We start from the raw sequence: 17,586 nt of genomic DNA on the forward strand, positions 1-17,586 counted from the left end.
TTTAGAACGAGAACCCGCGTTCGTTGCGCCCCAGATCTGCGACAACCATCATCCGGCAGAGTTCTTCGAGGGTCGTTTTAGGGGCCCAACCCAGCTTGGTCATGGCCTTTTCTGGGTTGCCAATCAAAAGCTCGACTTCGGCGGGACGATAAAACCTGGGGTTAATGCGCACCAAGGTTTTGCCAGACGCTGTGTCAATCGCATGCTCTTGCTCACCGGTGCCCTTCCACTCAAGCGAGATATCGGCCGCTTTGAAAGCCATGGTGACAAAGTCACGAACCGTCTCAGTGCGGTTGGTTGCCAACACGAAAGTATCTGGTTCGTCGGCCTGCAGCATGCGCCACATCCCCTCGACGTAATCTTTTGCATAACCCCAATCGCGCTTTGCATCCATATTGCCGAGTTCAAGTAAGTCGAGTTTGCCCAGCTTGATCTTGGCCACTGAGTCAGTGATTTTGCGCGTCACAAACTCGCGACCGCGCAGCGGTGACTCATGATTAAACAAAATACCGCTGGTACCAAAAATACCGTAACTTTCGCGGTAATTGATGGTCATCCAGTGCGCATAGAGCTTGGCGACCCCGTAGGGGCTGCGCGGGTAAAAGGGCGTGCTCTCGATTTGGGGGATCGCTTGTACCTTGCCAAACATTTCTGAGGTGCTGGCCTGATAGAACTTGATGCGGGGATTGACAATGCGAATGGCCTCAAGCAAGTTGACTGGGCCGATGCCCGTGATGTCTGCTGTTGCCAGTGGCTGGTCAAAAGACACGCCGACAAAGCTCTGAGCGGCGAGGTTGTAGACCTCAGTAGCCCCGGTCGTTTGTAACAGACGAATACTTGACGATAAATCTGTCAAATCGTATTCAACCAGGTGCAAGTCGGGGTGCTTTTCAACGCCGAGTTCTTCAAGACGCCAGAAATTCACCGAACTTGTGCGGCGGTAGGTGCCATAGACCGTGTAGCCCTTGCCGAGTAGCAATTCTGTGAGGTAGGCCCCATCTTGTCCGGTGATGCCGGTTACGACTGCAATCGTTTTTTGACTTGAATTCGCCACGCTTAAACCCGATACGCTAACAAAAGGGCGATTATACTTGCGGATATGTACTAAAAAGTACAAAAAAAGGTCAAACTCCACCAGTAGCCAATCGAAGACCGATAGACAGCATGAAATTAATCCCAGTAATTTTGTCCGGCGGTGCCGGTACTCGCCTATGGCCGGTGTCCAGAGAGTTGCACCCCAAGCCTTTTATTCGCCTGGCAGACGGCCAGAGCTTGTTGCAGAAGTCATTTCTGCGAGCCATCGCGCTGCCGGGTGCCGTCGAAGTCCTGACGGTGACCAATCGAAACTTATTCTTCAAAACCGCAGACGAGTACCGAGAGACGGGCCCCATCCCTGTGCCCCTGGGCTTTATTCTCGAGTCAGAAGGCCGAAACACCGCGCCCGCAATTGCTGCCGCAGCACTCACCATTCATCAAACCTATGGTCCCGATGCCGTGATGTTGTTTTTGACGGCAGATCACCTGATTGCTGATTTCACCGCCTTTAGCGAGGCCGTTGCCACGGCGATCGAGCTGGCTTTGCGAGGTAAGGTAGCTACCTTTGGGATTAAACCTGAAGCGCCTGAGACCGGCTATGGGTACATAGAAGCCAGCGGTCACGACGTGCTGCGTTTTGTCGAAAAGCCCGATCTGGCCACCGCGCAAGCCTATGTGGATAGCGGTAAATACCTCTGGAACTCAGGTATGTTTTGCATGACGGCTCAAACCGCCATGACCGAACTGGGTGAATACGCGCCAGCGGTATTGAAGGCGGTTGACGAAAGCCTGAAGGTGTCACGCCGTGTTGAGGGCGCAGGCCAATATCAGATCGAACTTGATGCCGCGACGTTTGCAAAAGCCGAAAGCATTTCAATCGATTACGCGCTCATGGAGAAAACCCATCACGCAGCCGTCGTCTCGTGCTCGATCGGCTGGAGCGATATCGGCTCTTGGAACGCGCTCGGTGATTTGATCAAACCCGATGCAAACGGCAACAGCGTGAAGGCTGAGGCCTTTATGCACGACGTCAAAAACTGTTACATCCAGGGCGAAGATCGCATCATCGCTGCCGTCGGGATCGAAAATCTCATCATCATCGATACCCCTGACGCACTGCTGGTGGCTGACAAAAATCACTCGCAAGATGTGAAGCAAATTGTTGGGCAGTTAAAAAAAATCGATCACGAAGCTTACAAGCTGCACCGCACGGTGCATCGTCCCTGGGGCACTTACACCGTCCTTGAAGAAGGGACTAACTTCAAGATGAAGCGCATTGTGGTCAAGCCGGGTGCGTCGTTGTCTCTGCAGTTGCATTACCACCGCAGTGAGCACTGGATTGTTGTTGACGGGATGGCAAAGGTCGTCAACGGCGATCAGGATCTGCTGATTGCTACCAACGAGTCCACGTATATCCCCGCAGGGCATAAACATCGTCTAGAAAATCCCGGCAAAGTCGATCTCGTGATGATCGAAGTGCAAAGTGGCAGTTATTTGGGCGAAGACGACATCGTCCGATTTGAAGACAATTACGGGCGCGTCTAATGCTGACCACCCATCAAGGTTAAGCGATGCGCATGTTTGCAGCCCTTTGGGGTTACCGAGGCTTCATTGTCGAAAGCGTCAAGCGCGAGTTTCAAAGCCAGTACACCAACGCCCTGCTCGGGGCCGTTTGGACAGTGATCAAGCCGCTTTCCATGATTGTGGTTTACACGGTTATTTTTTCGCAAATCATGCGCGCGAAGTTACCCGGGGTAGACACCAAGTTCGCCTACAGCGTTTATTTATGTGCAGGCGTGCTGACCTGGGGCCTGTTTACCGAGATGGTTAGCCGCTTGCAGAACATTTTTCTGGATCAGGCCAACTTGCTGAAGAAAATCAGTTTCCCCCGCCTCTGTTTGCCTGTGATTGTTGTGGCGAATGCGTTAGTTAACTTTTTAATTATTTTTGGCTTGTTTACCTTGTTCTTGATCTTTTCAGGGCTATTTCCCGGCGTTGTTTTTTTTGCGCTGATCCCTGTGCTGATGATTCAGGTTCTTTTTACGATCGGCTTAGGCGTGAGCCTAGGTGTCTTGAATGTATTTTTTAGGGATATCGGGCAATTCTTTTCCGTTGTCTTGCAGTTCTGGTTCTGGCTTACACCGGTGGTTTATCCCCTCACGATTCTGCCTGCAGCGATGCAAAAGGCCGTTCAATACAATCCGATGACGGCGGTGATCGTGTCTTATCAACAAGTGCTGGTCGAAGGGATCTGGCCTAACTGGGTTTCGCTTTGGCCAGTCACCCTTGCAGCCGTGTTGTTGTGTCTGTTTGGGCTAAGGCTGTTTCGGCAGCACGCTGGCGAAATGGTGGATGAACTCTGATGGGCACCGTGACTGTCACTAACCTGGGCAAAGCGTACAAACAATATCGAAGCAAGTGGTCGAGATTAGCCGAGTGGATGATTCCTGGCGTGAAGGCTCGCTCGACACTGAAATGGGTGTTGCAAGATATCTCTTTTACCGTACAGCCCGGTGAGGCGATCGGTATTATCGGGATCAATGGCGCGGGCAAAAGTACGCTTCTGAAAATGATTACGGGGACGTCGCAACCGACGGCCGGCAGCGTTCATATCACCGGAAGAGTTGCGGCTTTACTCGAGCTTGGGATGGGGTTTCACCCTGACTTTACCGGACGTCAAAATGCCATGATGGCGGGCCAGTTGCTGGGCTTGACCGGGCAGGAAGTTGAACAGTTGATGCCAGAGATCGAGGCCTTTGCAGAAATTGGTGACTATATCGATCGCCCTGTTCGGGTTTACTCAAGTGGGATGCAAATGCGCTTGGCGTTTAGCGTCGCGACGGCCAAAAGGCCTGATGTGCTGATTGTTGATGAGGCCTTGTCGGTGGGCGACTCGTATTTTCAGCATAAAAGCTTTGATCGAATTCGACTTTTTGGTGAGCAGGGCACGACGCTATTGATTGTTTCGCATGACAAGAATTCAATTCAAAGTATTTGTGACAGAGCCATTTTGTTAGACGGTGGGCGTCTATCCATGGAGGGCGAGCCTGCTGCCGTCATGGATTACTACAATGCCTTGCTTGCTGAGCGTGGCAACTTGACCGTCAGACAGCTGACGGGTGAAGACGGCAGGATTCAAACCGTTTCGGGCACAGGCGAAGCAAAAATTGAAAAAGTGTTCATTGCCAGCGAATCGGGTCAACCGCTCGAGGTCGTGGCAGTGGGCCAAGCCATCAAGCTGGTTGTCGAAGTGCTCACCGTCCAAGATATCCCAGAGCTGGTGTTGGGCTATGTGATTAAAGACCGCCTTGGCCAAGCGGTCTTTGGCACAAACACGCATTACCTTGACGATAAGCTCGAACGCATTTCAGCCGAGAGCCACATCACCTACAGTTTTAGTTTTCCGGCAAATTTAGGGATAGGAAGTTACTCGGTTTCAATTGCCCTGCATACGGCCGAGTCGCATATTTCACAAAACTTTGAGTGGCGAGATCTGGCGACAGTCTTTGACGTCATTAACGTCGACAAGCCACATTTTGTGGGTGTCACTTGGTTACCGGCGGTTCTGGAGTGCAAGCGATGACAGATGGGTTTTACCGAGCATTTGAAGATAAGCACCGCGGCTCGCTCGATGTCATCAAGCAACGACAGCGTGTCTATCTGCCCCTGGTTAAGCCATTGCTCAAACAGTACCCTGGCGCTCAGACGATCGATCTAGGGTGTGGGCGTGGCGAATGGCTTGAATTACTGGGTGAGCAAGGCTTTCAGCCGTTTGGTATCGACCTCGACGAAGGGATGTTGGCTGAATGTCGGCTAAGAGGACTGAGTGTCCGGACGCAGGACGCGCTGGCAGCCTTGAGAGAGCTACCTGACGCGAGTCAGGCAATTGTTTCGGGGTTTCATTTTGCTGAACATATCCCGTTTGACGTCCTGCAAAATGTCGTTCAGGATGCGCTTCGAGTATTGTTGCCTGGCGGGTTGCTCATTCTTGAGACGCCGAATCCTGAAAGTATTTTGGTTGGGACGAGTAATTTCTACTTAGATCCCACGCACGAACGGCCACTCCCCCCCCTGCTCATGGAGTTTTTGCCCGAGTACTATGGTTTTCACCGGACCAAAATCCTCAGGCTACAAGAGCCCGCGAATCAGTCGCACGAGCGTCAGCCCAAGATTTACGATGTGTTCGCCGGTGTCAGTCCCGACTATGCCATTGTCGCGCAGAAGGCAGCGACGGCAGAGGTGTTGATGGCGGTCAGCCATGCGTTTGATAAAGATGTTGGCGTCACGCTCGGGGATGCATCGGCACGCTACGATGCGGATATCCATGACGCGGTTACTGAGCCCTTAGCCGCGTTAGATCAGCGCTTTGATCAACGGCTGAGACTAATCGAGGCGCATCAGCAACGCATTCAAGATCATTTGACCTTGATTGAGGCGCGACGACCTATTGCCAGAATCAAACGAGGGGTCAAAAAAGTTCTCTTTGGGGCGCTTCGCAGAGGCCAAGCGACGTTGAATGCGAACCCACGCATTCACGGCGTGTTGATCAAAATTAGCGAACGTCTGGGTATCTTCGACCTGTTACACAGAATGATTAATCTTGGCAACCCGGCGGCGGCTAAACGCACTCAGCAAGACGGGCTTGAGGTAGCCGACGAGGCGACCTTATCAGACCAGCCTCAAGCCGTTCGACAAATTTTCAGCGAACTAGACGCCGCCATCAAAGAGACAGAGAAGCACTGATGCGTATTGTGATCGACATGCAAGGGGCTCAGTCTGAGAGCCGGTTTCGCGGCATCGGACGATACTCTCTGTCCCTCGCGCAGGCCATGGTGCGCAATGCCAGCGGGCATGAGATTATGTTGGTGCTCAACAGTTTGCTGGCTGACACCGTTGCCCCGATTCGAGCTGCGTTCGATGGCCTTTTGCCGCAAGATCAAATTCGCGTTTGGGATGGCATTGGCCCCACACGCGAAGTCGACCCCGCTAACACGCAGCGTCGTGAAGTATCCGAGCGCCTGAGAGAGGCATTTATTGAAGGGCTCGAGCCCGATCTTGTTCTGATCACGAGCTTATTCGAAGGGTTAGGCGACGATACTGTCACGAGCGTTGGCCTTTTTGACAAACGTACGCCGACAGCGGTCATCCTCTATGACTTAATCCCACTGATTAGCCCGGATAAGCATTTTCTCAGTAGCAAAATGCATCAGGATTTTTACAAACGAAAAATCACCTCTCTGCGTCATAGCCCGCTTTTGCTCGCTATCTCTGAGAGTGCTCGACAAGAAGCCTTGACTGCCTTAGGGTCTCGCGCCGAGGATGTGGTCAATATTTCAGGGGCGTGCGACGCCTCTTTTAAAAAGCTGTCTTTATCCGACAGCGACATCCGAGCGCTCAAGCGCAAATACTCGATTGAGCGGCCGTTCATCATGTACACGGGGGGCGCAGATGAGCGAAAAAATCTCGTTCGCCTGATTCAAGCCTATGCCCGATTGCCTAAAGAAGTCAGGCAGTCGAAACAGCTGGTGTTTGCAGGCAAAATGCCAGTGGACTACACGTCGGTCTTTAGAAGCGTCGCCAGAGAAGAGGGCTTAAGAGAGGCGGATCTGGTCATCACGGGTTACCTTGAAGATCAAGATCTTTTAAAGCTCTATAACTGTTGCGAACTCTTTGTGTTTCCCTCGTTGCACGAAGGTTTTGGCTTGCCGCCCCTTGAGGCCATGGCCTGTGGTGCGCCCGTTATTGCGGCGAATGCCTCGAGTTTGCCAGAAGTCATCGGGTTGCCAGAGGCCTTGTTTGATCCCACCTCTGTCCAGAGCATTTCGGATAAATTGCAACTGGCGCTCACAGACCCCGCCTTTAGAGAAAGGCTAATTGCACACGGGGATGAGCATTTCAAACGGTTTTCTTGGGATGCGAGCGCGATCATGGCGCTACAGAGCATTGAACGTTTCGCGGCAACGCTGGGCGGTAATGAGCGCACGTCCTCGCCAGTGATCGTTGAGCATGTGGCTTCACAATGCTCACCCGCGCAACGTATTTTAGTGATCAAGCTGGATCATCTGGGCGACTTCATTCTGGCGATCCCCGCCATTCTCAAATTGAAAGCCCGCTATCCCAATGCCCATATCGATGCAGTCGTGGGTAGTTGGTGTGTTCCCCTTGCACGCAGCTTAAATGTATTCAGCGAAATCCATGCTTTTGATTTTTTTAAACAAAAATCAGCGGCGTCTCCCAGCGCGAATCAGGTAGCACTCAAGCATTTTCTGCAACGATTACCCAAGCAATACGATGTCGCGCTTGATCTGCGTCGGCAACCCGATGGGCGTCAACTGCTGGCTCTGTGTGACGCGCGGTTGAAGGTGGCTTATCAAACGTTCAATGCCAGCCTTGACCAGCAAATCAATCTGCTGCTTTCGTCTGCAAAAGATGTCCCCTACAAAACGACCGTATTGAACGAGCAATCGACCACCAAGCAGATGGTCGCCTTGATTGATGCGATCCCGGCGCGGGATGACGATTACCTGCCTCACGCACCCGTTGGGGTGAACAGACCGACTGCTGCTGCAGGGTCAATCGCGCTGTTCCCATACGCAGGCAACGAAGTCAAAGAATGGGGGCTGGGCAAGTTCATCGAATTGATTGGTCGTTTAATTGAAGAACCGACCGTCACAAGCATTAATATCTATGTGACCAACGACCAAGAGGGTCGGCCCTTTGTTAGTCTGCAATCCCCCAAATTGCAGATTCATGTGGCTTTGCCTTATGACGGGCTGCTCGCTTCGCTCTCCGCCAATCAGCTATGTATCGCCAACAACTCGTTTGGGGCACACATCGGCTCTTATCTGGGCTTAACCGTGTTGGGGATCTATGGTGGTCACGAGACCGTTGCTGAGTGGGCACCTGTGTTCGGCACATCCGTCATTTTGCATACAGCCGAACCGTGCTCCCCTTGCCATATCGCCGTCAAAGACCAGTGCCCGTATGGTCTTCGGTGCCTGACGCAGATTAAAGTTGACGCCGTGTATGAGCAAGTCATCCACTTGCTCGAAGCGGCAGATCATGAATTGGCCTCGTCCGTCTCGACGGATGCGGGTCACCCTCATCTCTTAAGAAGCGTTCGGCGCCAGGCATCCCTAGGTCGCGACTTGATTGATGCGATTTCGTCACTTCAATTGCAGCAATGGAGTGCGGTTGACCGGATTCGACTTGCTCAAGCGATGGCCAGAAATCAAACGCAACAAGAGGCCAGACGCATTTGCGTCGATATCTCGATGTTAGTGGCAATGGATGCCAAGAGCGGCATTCAGCGTGTCGTGCGGGCGTTGCTGAAATCTTTTGTTGAAGCACCCCCAGCGGGCTATGAAATTCTGCCCATTTATACAACACCTGATGAGCAAGGATATCGGTGCGCCAAGCGCTTCATGCATCGCTGGCTAAATAAGAAAGTAAGTGAACTTCCTCGAGACGAAGCCGTGTTGTTTACTGACAGGGACATTTTTCTGGGGCTCGACTTGCATCCGTCATTTGTGCCAGAACGAGGTCAACTGTTGCAAAGCCTGCGCAACCTCGGGGTTCAGGTGAAATTTGTGGTTTACGACCTATTGCCGCTCACGATGCCGAAGAACTTTCCGCTGGGGATCGAAGCCGTCTTTACCCAATGGTTCAACACAGTGATGCAGTCGCAAGAATTGATTTGCATTTCCAAAGCCGTCGCAGACGAAATCAAAGCAGACTTTTTGCCTCATGCCGCAGGCCTCAAACCGATGCGGGTAACGCATTTTCAGTTAGGCTGTGATATCGACAATTCAGTCCCGACGCTAGGCATCGATGAGAGCGCAGAGGCTGTGTTGGCGCAACTCAAAACCTCCACCACATTTTTGGTCGTGGGGACAATTGAGCCCAGAAAAAATCACGAACAAGTCTTGCTTGCCTTCGAGCAACTCTGGGCTGACGGTCACGACGTCAACCTTGTGCTGGTCGGTAAGTTCGGCTGGAATATTGACGGTTTGGCTGAAAGGCTCAGAGGCCATCAGCAAGCAGGTAGGCAGCTTTTTTGGCTCGAAGGCATTAGTGACCAATACCTACTCGCGCTATACGATACCTGCGACGCCTTGATCATGGCGTCTGTGGGCGAGGGGTTTGGTTTACCGTTGATTGAGGCGGCCTCTCATGGGTTGCCGCTGCTGGCCAGCGATCTACCGGTTTTCAGAGAGGTGGCAGGTCAACATGCGTTTTATTTTGAGGGATTCACTGCCCGCGAAATCAAGGCTGGCGTGCTAGCCTGGTTGGCGCTATACCGCACGAATAGCCATCCGGTCTCGACAGGCATGCCCTACGTTACCTGGCAAGAAAGTGCTCAGCAGCTGTTAAAGGTGGTTTGTGCCTAGAGGTTCGGGCGTCAAACCGTATCAGTATAATCCGCCTAATTAATTGATTTACCAAAGCAAAGTGCCTTATTTATGAACATCTTGGTCGTTGGTGCAGGTTATGTCGGATTGGTCACAGCTGCTTGTCTCGCGAATCGAACCAATCGGGTGGTTTGCGTTGATACGGATCCGAAAAAATTAGCCAAATTGGCCGCGGGTCAAATACCGATCTACGAGCCAGGGCTCAAAGAGATTGTTGACGCTGCGATGGCAAGTGGTCAGTTGTCGTTCGAACTCGGCATCAAAGCGGGGTTGTCCCAAATAGAGCAAGACGGCGCTGAACCTACCTTGGTTTTTATCGCCGTCGGCACCCCCCAAGGCGAAGATGGCTCTGCAGACTTACGCTATGTCTTGGCAGCGGCTCGCGAAATCGGTCAACATCTGACCAAGCCCGCGATCGTGATTAATAAATCAACCGTGCCCGTAGGGACGGCCGATTCCGTGAAAGGCGAAGTCGCTTGGCAATTGTTTCAACGTAAATGTTTTATCGACTTTGATGTCGCCAGTAACCCCGAGTTTCTCAAAGAAGGGGCTGCGATTGAGGATTTCTTCAAACCTGACCGTATCGTGATCGGCAGTGATAACGAACAGACGCGGCACCACATGCTCAGGCTGTATCGCCCCTTTGTTGACGACGACAAGCGGTTGCTGACCGTTGGTGTCAAAGAGGCAGAGCTGATCAAGTATGCATCCAATGCGATGCTGGCCACGCGGATTTCATTCATGAACGAAATCGCCAATATTTGTGATCGCTATGGCATTGATGTGGAAGACGTACGCCAAGGCGTCGGCATGGATAGTCGTATCGGTCCAGCTTTTCTGAAGGCGGGTTGCGGCTATGGTGGTTCTTGCTTTCCCAAGGATGTGCAGGCGTTAGTGAGAATTGCTCAGAGTGTCGGCGTCGAGCCCATGGTCTTGAATGGTGTTGAATCACGCAACAAGAAGCAGAAACAATATCTGTTTGAACAGATCGTGACTCGGTTTGGCAAAGATTTGACGGGCCGCAAGATTGCCGTTTGGGGTTTGGCGTTTAAACCCGAAACTGACGACATGCGTGAGGCGTCGTCCATCGATCTCATTCGTGCGCTTTGCCATGCGGGTGCTCACGTCGTGGCGCACGACCCAGTGGCCAAAGAGGTTGCCGAGCAAATATTCGCCGACCTGATTCGACATCATCGTCTGACCATTGTTGATCAAGCGAGTGATGCCACGCAGGATGCAGATGCACTCGCGCTTGTGACCGAATGGGCCGAATATAAAAAGGCGGATTTTGCGCTAGTCAAAGCGCGGCTGAAGTCAGCAGTGGTGTTTGATGGTCGAAATCATCTGGATCCGGTCGCCATGAAGACACTCGGATTTCACTATGCTGGCGTTGGTCGGGTCTAACGGTTGTGACAAATAAACGCATGAAAAAGATTCTAGTGACAGGTGGTGCAGGCTTTTTAGGATCACATCTTTGTGATCGGCTCATTGCACAAGGGCACCACGTGATTGCTCTAGACAGTTTTTTTACGGGCAATAAAAGAAATATTGCTCAGCTAGACGGTCACCCGAATTTTGAGGTCATCGAGCATGATGTCGTCAACCCTATCCATATCGATGGGTTGGACGAGATCTATAACCTGGCTTGTCCGGCTTCGCCTGTGCACTATCAGCATGATCCGGTGCACACAATGAAGACGTCGGTGCTAGGTGCTTTGAACATGCTTGAGCTCGCACGCAGTTCGAATGCGAAAATTTTTCAAGCGTCGACCTCTGAGGTTTATGGGGATCCGATCGTACACCCACAGCCCGAAGGATATTGGGGACACGTCAATCCGATCGGCATTCGCAGCTGTTACGACGAAGGAAAGCGTGCGGCAGAAACCTTATTTTTTGATTATCACCGCCAATATAAATTGCGCATCCGGGTAGTCAGGATTTTCAATACCTATGGCCCTCGCATGGCGGCAGACGACGGTCGCGTTGTCAGCAACTTTATTGTGCAGGCGCTTCAAGGTAAAGACCTGACCGTCTACGGCGAAGGCTCTCAGACACGAAGCTTTTGTTATGCCGATGATCTGGTCGAGGGTTTTCTTCGCTTGATGAACGCAGACGACAGCGTGATTGGTCCGGTGAATCTCGGTAATCCTGGCGAGTTCACGATGCTTGAACTGGCAGAGCGCGTGTTGCGTCTGACGGGGTCGAAAAGCCAGTTGATTCACTTCCCGCTGCCCGAAGACGATCCAAAGCAGCGTCGTCCCGATATTGCAAAAGCAAAAGAGCAGCTGGGCTGGGTGCCGACTGTGGCGCTTGAAGAGGGCTTGGCGCGCACGATTGCTTATTTTAAAACGGTGCTCTGAACGCACCCGGAGAACATGCATGTCCTCATTCAGCACTGATCAGCCCTTTGCGGTCGTCATGCCGGTCTACGAGGATCGTGAGGCATCCACACAGCTGTTTCAAGCGTTGTGTCGTGAATACGGTGATCGCCCCTATCTGATCGTGGTAGATGACGGGTCGGTGAGACAACCGGTGCAGATTGAAGCCCTCGAAGCCGCGGGCCTGAAAGGGGTTGTCATTACCTTGAAGCGCAATGTCGGTCATCAGCGTGCGATCGCCATCGGGTTGAGCTACGTCGCAGACAAGATGCCTACGATGAATGTCACGGTCGTGATGGATTCAGACGGTGAAGATACGCCCCAATCCATTCGACAGCTGATGGCACCCTTGCAAGCCCCAGACGTTGACATTGTCGTCGCACAGCGTAAGAGCCGGGTCGAGACGTTTTGGTTTAAAACCTTCTATGTCGTCTACAAGCGTCTCTTTCAGCTGTTGACGGGTCGCAAAATTAGTTTCGGTAATTACATGGCGCTTAAGCCAAACGCGGTCAAACGCTTGGCGGCTATGCAAGAACTCTGGACGCACATCGCTGGCTGTGCCTTGACTTCAAAACTTCGCATTGCGCCCCAATTGATTGATCGGGGGCCGCGATATGCTGGCCAAAGCAAGATGAACTTCGTCGGGCTTGCACTGCATGGGTTTAAGGCTTTGATGGTATTCGCAGAAGATGTCTTAGTCCGCGTAGGCATCGCCTGCGCATTGATCGCAGCGTTATCGGTTCTGATCAGTTTCGTGGCGATTGCCTTAAAACTCATGGGCTTTGCAACCCCGGGCTGGTTCTCGGTGGCCTTCGGGATTTTGGTGCTGGTATTCATGCAGACAGGTGCACTGACCTTAATGACTCTGATGTTGACAGGCATCGCACGCAGTGGGACGACAAACCCCGTCGATTACCTTGCTCTGATTGATACTGTGAAGCATGCGTAGTAGATTAAACGGGCAATTGCTTGCAAGCGTTGTTCAGCCCGCTAAGTTTCTTGTCAATGGTGTCTTTGCGACGGGTGTCCACTTTTCGGTGTTGACGTTTTGTTTAAAAGTGCTGCTTTGGCACTCGGCCGGCTTGTCGAATATGACTGCGTCGGTGTTTGGCATTACCTCATCGTTTCTGGGTAATCGCTATTTCGTTTTTAAAAACTCAGACGAACCCTTTCAGAAACAAGTGACTCGATTTATCGCGTTGTCGGTCACGCTAGCGACAGTGCATGGGCTTGTGATGTATTTATCGACGGACGTCTACGGCAATGACTATCGTCTCAGCTTTCTGTTGGCGACCGTCATTCAGACTATTCTGAGCTTTCTCGGTAACAAAATCATGGTGTTTAAAGTATGAAATACCTTAAATTCATCGTGGCCCTCGCGTTGTACTGTGTCTGTTTGCTCGTGGTTTATGACCTGCATGTCACTTACTTTCAGGTCAAGGTGGTGTTCTACAGTGCAATCTTCGATGCCTTCATTGCTGTTGCTTTAGCCGTTGCGCTGATTGGCCTCATCCGGTGGTTGCGAGTCTTCAGCCGGTTTGAAACTGTGCAGTGGCTGTGCATCTGTTTATTGTTAGGTTATTCGTTTGCGATCTCTGTGCCAACCGTGATTGATCGTTCTTTATCCTTTTACATCCTAGAGAAAATTCAGCAACGGGGGGGCGGCATTAAGTTCGATGCGTTCGAGCAAGTGTTCACGAATGAGTATGTCAAAGAGCATCGTCTGGTCGATGTGCGTCTGACCGAGCAACAGCAATCGGGCACGATCGTCATCAACGCGGGTTGCGTCAAGTTAACCGCCTGGGGCAATACGCTTGCGACAGCGAGTCGTTACTTTCGCGGCCACTTTCTGCCCAAACAGCGGTTGTTAATGGGTGAATATACGGATGCTTTGACCGATCCCTTTAGAAACAGCAGCACGCAGAGCGATTACGCCTGCAACTGAGATGACACAGCGCCAATCAGATCAGTATTCACACCTATCTGCATTGGATGGTTTTAGGGCGTGTCTTGCGCTATGGGTGTATGCAGGTCATCTAGCCAAGGCTGTCGGCTACTCGAATAAATTACTCGCGTTACACCCGCTTGCCGTCGACTTGTTTATGGTGTTGTCGGGTTTCCTGATGGTGCACACCTGGAAGGGACGTCACGGCTACGACAATCCTTGGGGTGTGACGACGTTAAGGTTCTACACCGCGCGAGTGTTCAGAATTGCCCCGTTGTATGTGGTTTTGCTGATTGCCTGCTTCTGGCTTGCTCACCCATTGGCAAGTATGCAGGACCACATTCTGGCGACGTTTCCTCCCCCTTGGATTACCGATACTGCGAATTACCATCCTGTGACCGCTTGGGCTGTCACTTCAGCACAATGGTGGGCTACCCACCTGAGCTTTACGTTTGGCATGATCCCGAGCGAAACGTCGAGTACGCCTTTGCCTGATTGGTCTCTGTCTCTCGAGATGCAGTTTTATCTCCTGTTTCCGTTCTTGCTGTTGTCCTTCCGAACAGAAAAGCGACAAGTTTTACTCGTTGCGATCAGTGTAGCGTTAGCGTTGCTTAGCCCCAGGCTGTTAGGCAACTACCTAGACGCAGGCAGTTGGGCTCATTTTGGTCAGCCCAGCTTTATCACTTATCGACTTAACGCCTTTGTCGCTGGCATGCTCGCGGCCAACTGGATGCGGCATCACCTGCAAACGTCTAAAAGCATCAATAAGACCAGTGTCGTGTACATCTTGCTTGGGCTCGTGTGTGTGGCCCCACTGAGCAAACCTGTGGTGCTTATTTATGGGGTTTTCTTTATTATTATTTCAAGTGCCGTACCGACACTGAATCGTTGGGTCAGCGGCAAGGTGTTACACGTGCTAGGTGAAATATCCTATTCAATCTATCTCTCGCATATTTTTATCGTCACCGTTGTCGTCTCGTTGCTCTTGAGATTTGATCAATATTTGAGTATTGGGCCGGGGTTCAGGTTTCTTATCGCGCTCGCGGTCACCGCACCTCTGGTGGTCGGTGTGTCATATCTCTTGTATCGACTGGTAGAGCGGCCTGGCATCAGGCTCGGTCAGCAGCTGCTTCAACGCAACCGTTGATTAAAACTAACGTCTTCAATTTGTAGGCCGAGACGCCGACTATCTTCATTGATGCCCAAGTTTCTTGGGATAAAACAACGCTCAAGCTTAAATGAGACAAGCTTTTCAGTGCTTGCCAGAGATGTCTCGTTGTCAAGATTGATGGTGAATGTTCTGGGCCCGGACGGTGTCAAGCGGATCGTCTGTGCAGAACGTGGCGCTGAATCGCCTTCTCTAACAACAACTTCAATATTCAACGACCGAGGATCGAGAATGAGCTGATTGGGCTTTAAGTTCACGGTGATCGAGGCAGTGTCAGGGGTTGCTCGAAACTCAAACAAACCAGATGTCCAGCCATCAGCATCTACGGCGCGGGTTTTGTAGCATTGAGTATCCACCGTAAACGGGAATCGAGCCTGAGCTCGGTAACTCAAAACCCCGGTCATGCCAACGCTGGCGACAAGCCCTGCGGCCGTGAACAACAGAAAAAACCCTTTGATAGACCAGTGCATCGTCGCGGTGGCTGACGCTTTGGCAGAGATTGAAAACCCTGAATCCATATCCGTGTCCGTATAAACATAGAGCAAGGCTAACAAACCGGCAGCAATGAATAGCGTCTCTCGCACTAAGAGAGAGTGGGCAAAAATATTGCCGATAAAAATAGCGCTTAAAGCTACCCCAGCGGGCAATAGGGCGCGTTTATTGCTTGAGACCAAGAGCGGATAAAGCAGCAGCAGGCCAAACACAACGCCCCCAACGACCCCAGTTTCAACCAGCGTTTGAAGAAAATAATTGTGCCCATTCTCGCCGTTTTGTTGAATACTTAAAAAGTACGAGTTTGTTAAGTCATGATTGGCGGCTTGTCGGTAGTACTCGCCTTGGCCCATGCCAAAGATTGGGAACAGCGAAAACATGTGTAAGCCAGCGGCATAGACTTCGGGCCGATAGGAAAGCGCAAGGTTAAACGCCTCAAGATCTCGCAGGCCAGCCAGCTGCAAGCCTTGCTTGATCAGATTTAGCCAAGCCTCACTGAAAAACAAACCATAAACTAGAAACGCAAATGCGCCTATCGTCAGTGCATAGACCACTGGCCAGAAGCGTTTTGCTCTTCTGCATAGCCAGATTATTGCGATCAATACTTGCGCCAGTAAGGCAAGTGCGAACGTGGCTTTTGATTTGCTCAGAAAGAGACCAATCCAGGCGAGTGGCATCACGCCGAGCAATATCACCAACCGAAGCGGCAGGCTTTTTGCCCCATACACCAACCCCCAAAGACCAATGGCCCCGATCAGCAGTTGCCCGGCAAAGGCATGGATATCATTTTGAAAACCAAGTGCCATGAAGCCAAAGGATTCTGACCTGAAGAGCATCTGCACCGGCGTATAACCAATCCCGTAAAGAGATTGTCTGATACCGACGAGAGCGGCCATGACCAGTGCGATCATCAAGGGGATGAACAAGTAATACTCGCGCCTCTTGAGTGTCTTGAACAAAGGGATTAAGACCGAAATAAATAAAAATGCGCTGCCGTAGACCACCCAGTCAAACAGCGGACGAAAGTCGTCGTGCCAGTCGAGTGAGCGCAGATGAAGCACGTTATAGACCAGTGTCTGGGCGTGAAAGAGAGACGATGTTTGGTGTAAGTTTCGACCGATCGAGAGGGCAGTGGACAGCGTGACGAGCAAGGCGCTCAGCGCGACAGGCCAAGGCATGGCAATGGTGTCGCGCCATGCGCGTCTGCGCCAAACGCTATTGATTAACGTGCCGACACTAAAACCCGCAATCAAATCCAGGCCAGCGTTCTCAATGCCTAAGATCCGGCCATAACCAAAATACTGCTGAATCTGCCAGGCCAGTTTAGGTTGTAAGGGTAAGGCAAACATGACCCCAATCAGCCCAGCACGCGGGCTCACGATGCTGGTGGCTAAGGCGCAGATCAAACCAAGTGCCGAGGTGGTGATGCGATATTTTGGGTCAAGGCTGACGAGAGCAGGGTATTGGTTCGCGAGAATCAGCAAAACAGCCGCAAAGCCGATGAGCAGACCTGCTGCTTGAATCAACGCCTTCAAAAGGCTCGCCGCAGGGGCTTCGAGACGGTGAAGTGACGACATCGCTAAGGGCGGCTCGGCGTGAGTGTCGACTGAAACACGTCGGCCTCTTCTAGGGACTTGCCCGCTTGATCTTTGGCGGTGAGAATGGGCTCACCGCTCAAAGGCCAGTCAATCCCAACCGTTTTATCGTGCCAGGCTAAACAGCGTTCATCCGTGGGGGAATAGAAATCAGTAGTCTTATAGAGAAAGTCGGCTTGTTCACTGAGCACGAGAAAGCCATGTGCAAATCCAGGGGGTATCCATACTTGACGCTTGTTTGCTTCATCGAGATAGATCCCTACCCATCTGCCAAATTCAGGATGCCCTAGTTGCAGATTGACAGCGACATCGAAGACCGCCCCGCGAACCACGCGCACCAGTTTGCCCTGAGGGTGGGCGACTTGGTAATGCAATCCCCGCAAAACATCTTTACTACTTTGGCTATGGTTGTCTTGCACAAACGCGACGTCTACGCCGGTTGCGTCAGAAAAATCCCTCTGGTTAAAACTTTCAAAAAAAAAGCCGCGACTATCTGCAAATACCTTGGGCTCGAGTATCAAGACGCCTGATAATTCAGTCTGAGTGACGGTGTAAGGCAATG

The 17,586-nt window shown here is 51.7% G+C and carries 14 protein-coding genes; 11 read left to right on the plus strand and 3 right to left on the minus strand.

The window, feature by feature from the left end:
* Position 1: 1 nt before the first annotated feature.
* Positions 2-1,054, minus strand: coding sequence for a GDP-mannose 4,6-dehydratase (gene gmd / locus AC1W8Y_RS07030; RefSeq protein WP_482013762.1), 1,053 nt, complete (start codon positions 1,052-1,054; stop codon positions 2-4).
* A gap of 110 nt (positions 1,055-1,164) precedes the next feature.
* Between gmd and AC1W8Y_RS07035 the strand changes: the two genes are divergently transcribed.
* From AC1W8Y_RS07035 to AC1W8Y_RS07085, 11 genes are all read left to right on the plus strand, one after another.
* Positions 1,165-2,580, plus strand: a complete 1,416-nt coding sequence (locus AC1W8Y_RS07035; protein ID WP_482013763.1) for a mannose-1-phosphate guanylyltransferase/mannose-6-phosphate isomerase — start codon at positions 1,165-1,167, stop codon at positions 2,578-2,580.
* Between the two features lie 26 nt (positions 2,581-2,606).
* Positions 2,607-3,398, plus strand: a complete 792-nt coding sequence (locus AC1W8Y_RS07040) for an ABC transporter permease (RefSeq protein ID WP_482013764.1) — start codon at positions 2,607-2,609, stop codon at positions 3,396-3,398.
* Entirely contained in the window at positions 3,398-4,618 is a 1,221-nt protein-coding gene (locus tag AC1W8Y_RS07045; RefSeq protein WP_482013765.1) for an ABC transporter ATP-binding protein, read from the plus strand. Before AC1W8Y_RS07040 ends, AC1W8Y_RS07045 begins: the two co-directional genes overlap by 1 nt.
* On the plus strand, positions 4,615-5,778 hold the full coding sequence (locus tag AC1W8Y_RS07050; protein ID WP_482013766.1) for a class I SAM-dependent methyltransferase: 1,164 nt from the start codon (positions 4,615-4,617) through the stop codon (positions 5,776-5,778). Before AC1W8Y_RS07045 ends, AC1W8Y_RS07050 begins: the two co-directional genes overlap by 4 nt.
* A complete protein-coding gene (locus tag AC1W8Y_RS07055) occupies positions 5,778-9,425 on the plus strand; it encodes a glycosyltransferase (RefSeq protein ID WP_482013767.1) in 3,648 nt (1,215 codons plus the stop codon). Before AC1W8Y_RS07050 ends, AC1W8Y_RS07055 begins: the two co-directional genes overlap by 1 nt.
* Before the next feature lie 72 nt (positions 9,426-9,497).
* A complete protein-coding gene (locus AC1W8Y_RS07060) occupies positions 9,498-10,850 on the plus strand; it encodes a UDP-glucose dehydrogenase family protein (RefSeq protein ID WP_482013768.1) in 1,353 nt (450 codons plus the stop codon).
* Between the two features lie 20 nt (positions 10,851-10,870).
* Positions 10,871-11,806, plus strand: a complete 936-nt coding sequence (locus AC1W8Y_RS07065) for a UDP-glucuronic acid decarboxylase family protein (RefSeq protein WP_482013769.1) — start codon at positions 10,871-10,873, stop codon at positions 11,804-11,806.
* Between the two features lie 19 nt (positions 11,807-11,825).
* Positions 11,826-12,773 (plus strand): glycosyltransferase, encoded by a 948-nt coding sequence (locus AC1W8Y_RS07070; protein WP_482013770.1) that lies wholly within the window; start codon positions 11,826-11,828, stop codon positions 12,771-12,773.
* On the plus strand, positions 12,766-13,176 hold the full coding sequence (locus AC1W8Y_RS07075) for a GtrA family protein (RefSeq protein WP_482013771.1): 411 nt from the start codon (positions 12,766-12,768) through the stop codon (positions 13,174-13,176). The genes AC1W8Y_RS07070 and AC1W8Y_RS07075 overlap by 8 nt, the downstream gene beginning before the upstream one ends.
* The gene (locus AC1W8Y_RS07080) at positions 13,173-13,769 is read left to right on the plus strand and encodes a hypothetical protein (protein ID WP_482013772.1); all 597 of its coding nucleotides are present in this window, start codon (positions 13,173-13,175) and stop codon (positions 13,767-13,769) included. Before AC1W8Y_RS07075 ends, AC1W8Y_RS07080 begins: the two co-directional genes overlap by 4 nt.
* A 1-nt stretch (position 13,770) precedes the next feature.
* A complete protein-coding gene (locus AC1W8Y_RS07085) occupies positions 13,771-14,916 on the plus strand; it encodes an acyltransferase family protein (RefSeq protein WP_482013773.1) in 1,146 nt (381 codons plus the stop codon).
* On the opposite strand, the gene AC1W8Y_RS07090 is transcribed toward AC1W8Y_RS07085, so the two are convergent.
* Positions 14,901-17,006: an O-antigen ligase family protein gene (locus AC1W8Y_RS07090; protein ID WP_482013774.1), complete on the minus strand. Its 2,106-nt coding sequence runs from the start codon at positions 17,004-17,006 to the stop codon at positions 14,901-14,903. The two genes, AC1W8Y_RS07085 and AC1W8Y_RS07090, sit on opposite strands and share 16 nt — an antisense overlap.
* Positions 17,007-17,008: 2 nt before the next feature.
* Complete coding sequence (rfbC, locus tag AC1W8Y_RS07095) at positions 17,009-17,584, minus strand: dTDP-4-dehydrorhamnose 3,5-epimerase (RefSeq protein WP_482013775.1); 576 nt, start codon at positions 17,582-17,584, stop codon at positions 17,009-17,011.
* Positions 17,585-17,586: the final 2 nt, after the last annotated feature.

This window comes from Jezberella sp., assembly GCF_964834465.1.

Coding starts and splice junctions, on each gene's coding strand:
- AC1W8Y_RS07080 (WP_482013772.1), top strand. CDS start 13,173: ATGAAATACCTTAAATTCATCGTGGCCCTCGCGTTGTACTGTGTCTGT.
- AC1W8Y_RS07050 (WP_482013766.1), top strand. CDS start 4,615: ATGACAGATGGGTTTTACCGAGCATTTGAAGATAAGCACCGCGGCTCG.
- AC1W8Y_RS07040 (WP_482013764.1), top strand. CDS start 2,607: ATGCGCATGTTTGCAGCCCTTTGGGGTTACCGAGGCTTCATTGTCGAA.
- AC1W8Y_RS07060 (WP_482013768.1), top strand. CDS start 9,498: ATGAACATCTTGGTCGTTGGTGCAGGTTATGTCGGATTGGTCACAGCT.
- AC1W8Y_RS07035 (WP_482013763.1), top strand. CDS start 1,165: ATGAAATTAATCCCAGTAATTTTGTCCGGCGGTGCCGGTACTCGCCTA.
- AC1W8Y_RS07065 (WP_482013769.1), top strand. CDS start 10,871: ATGAAAAAGATTCTAGTGACAGGTGGTGCAGGCTTTTTAGGATCACAT.
- AC1W8Y_RS07045 (WP_482013765.1), top strand. CDS start 3,398: ATGGGCACCGTGACTGTCACTAACCTGGGCAAAGCGTACAAACAATAT.
- AC1W8Y_RS07070 (WP_482013770.1), top strand. CDS start 11,826: ATGTCCTCATTCAGCACTGATCAGCCCTTTGCGGTCGTCATGCCGGTC.
- AC1W8Y_RS07075 (WP_482013771.1), top strand. CDS start 12,766: ATGCGTAGTAGATTAAACGGGCAATTGCTTGCAAGCGTTGTTCAGCCC.
- AC1W8Y_RS07090 (WP_482013774.1), bottom strand. CDS start 17,006: ATGTCGTCACTTCACCGTCTCGAAGCCCCTGCGGCGAGCCTTTTGAAG.
- AC1W8Y_RS07085 (WP_482013773.1), top strand. CDS start 13,771: ATGACACAGCGCCAATCAGATCAGTATTCACACCTATCTGCATTGGAT.
- AC1W8Y_RS07055 (WP_482013767.1), top strand. CDS start 5,778: ATGCGTATTGTGATCGACATGCAAGGGGCTCAGTCTGAGAGCCGGTTT.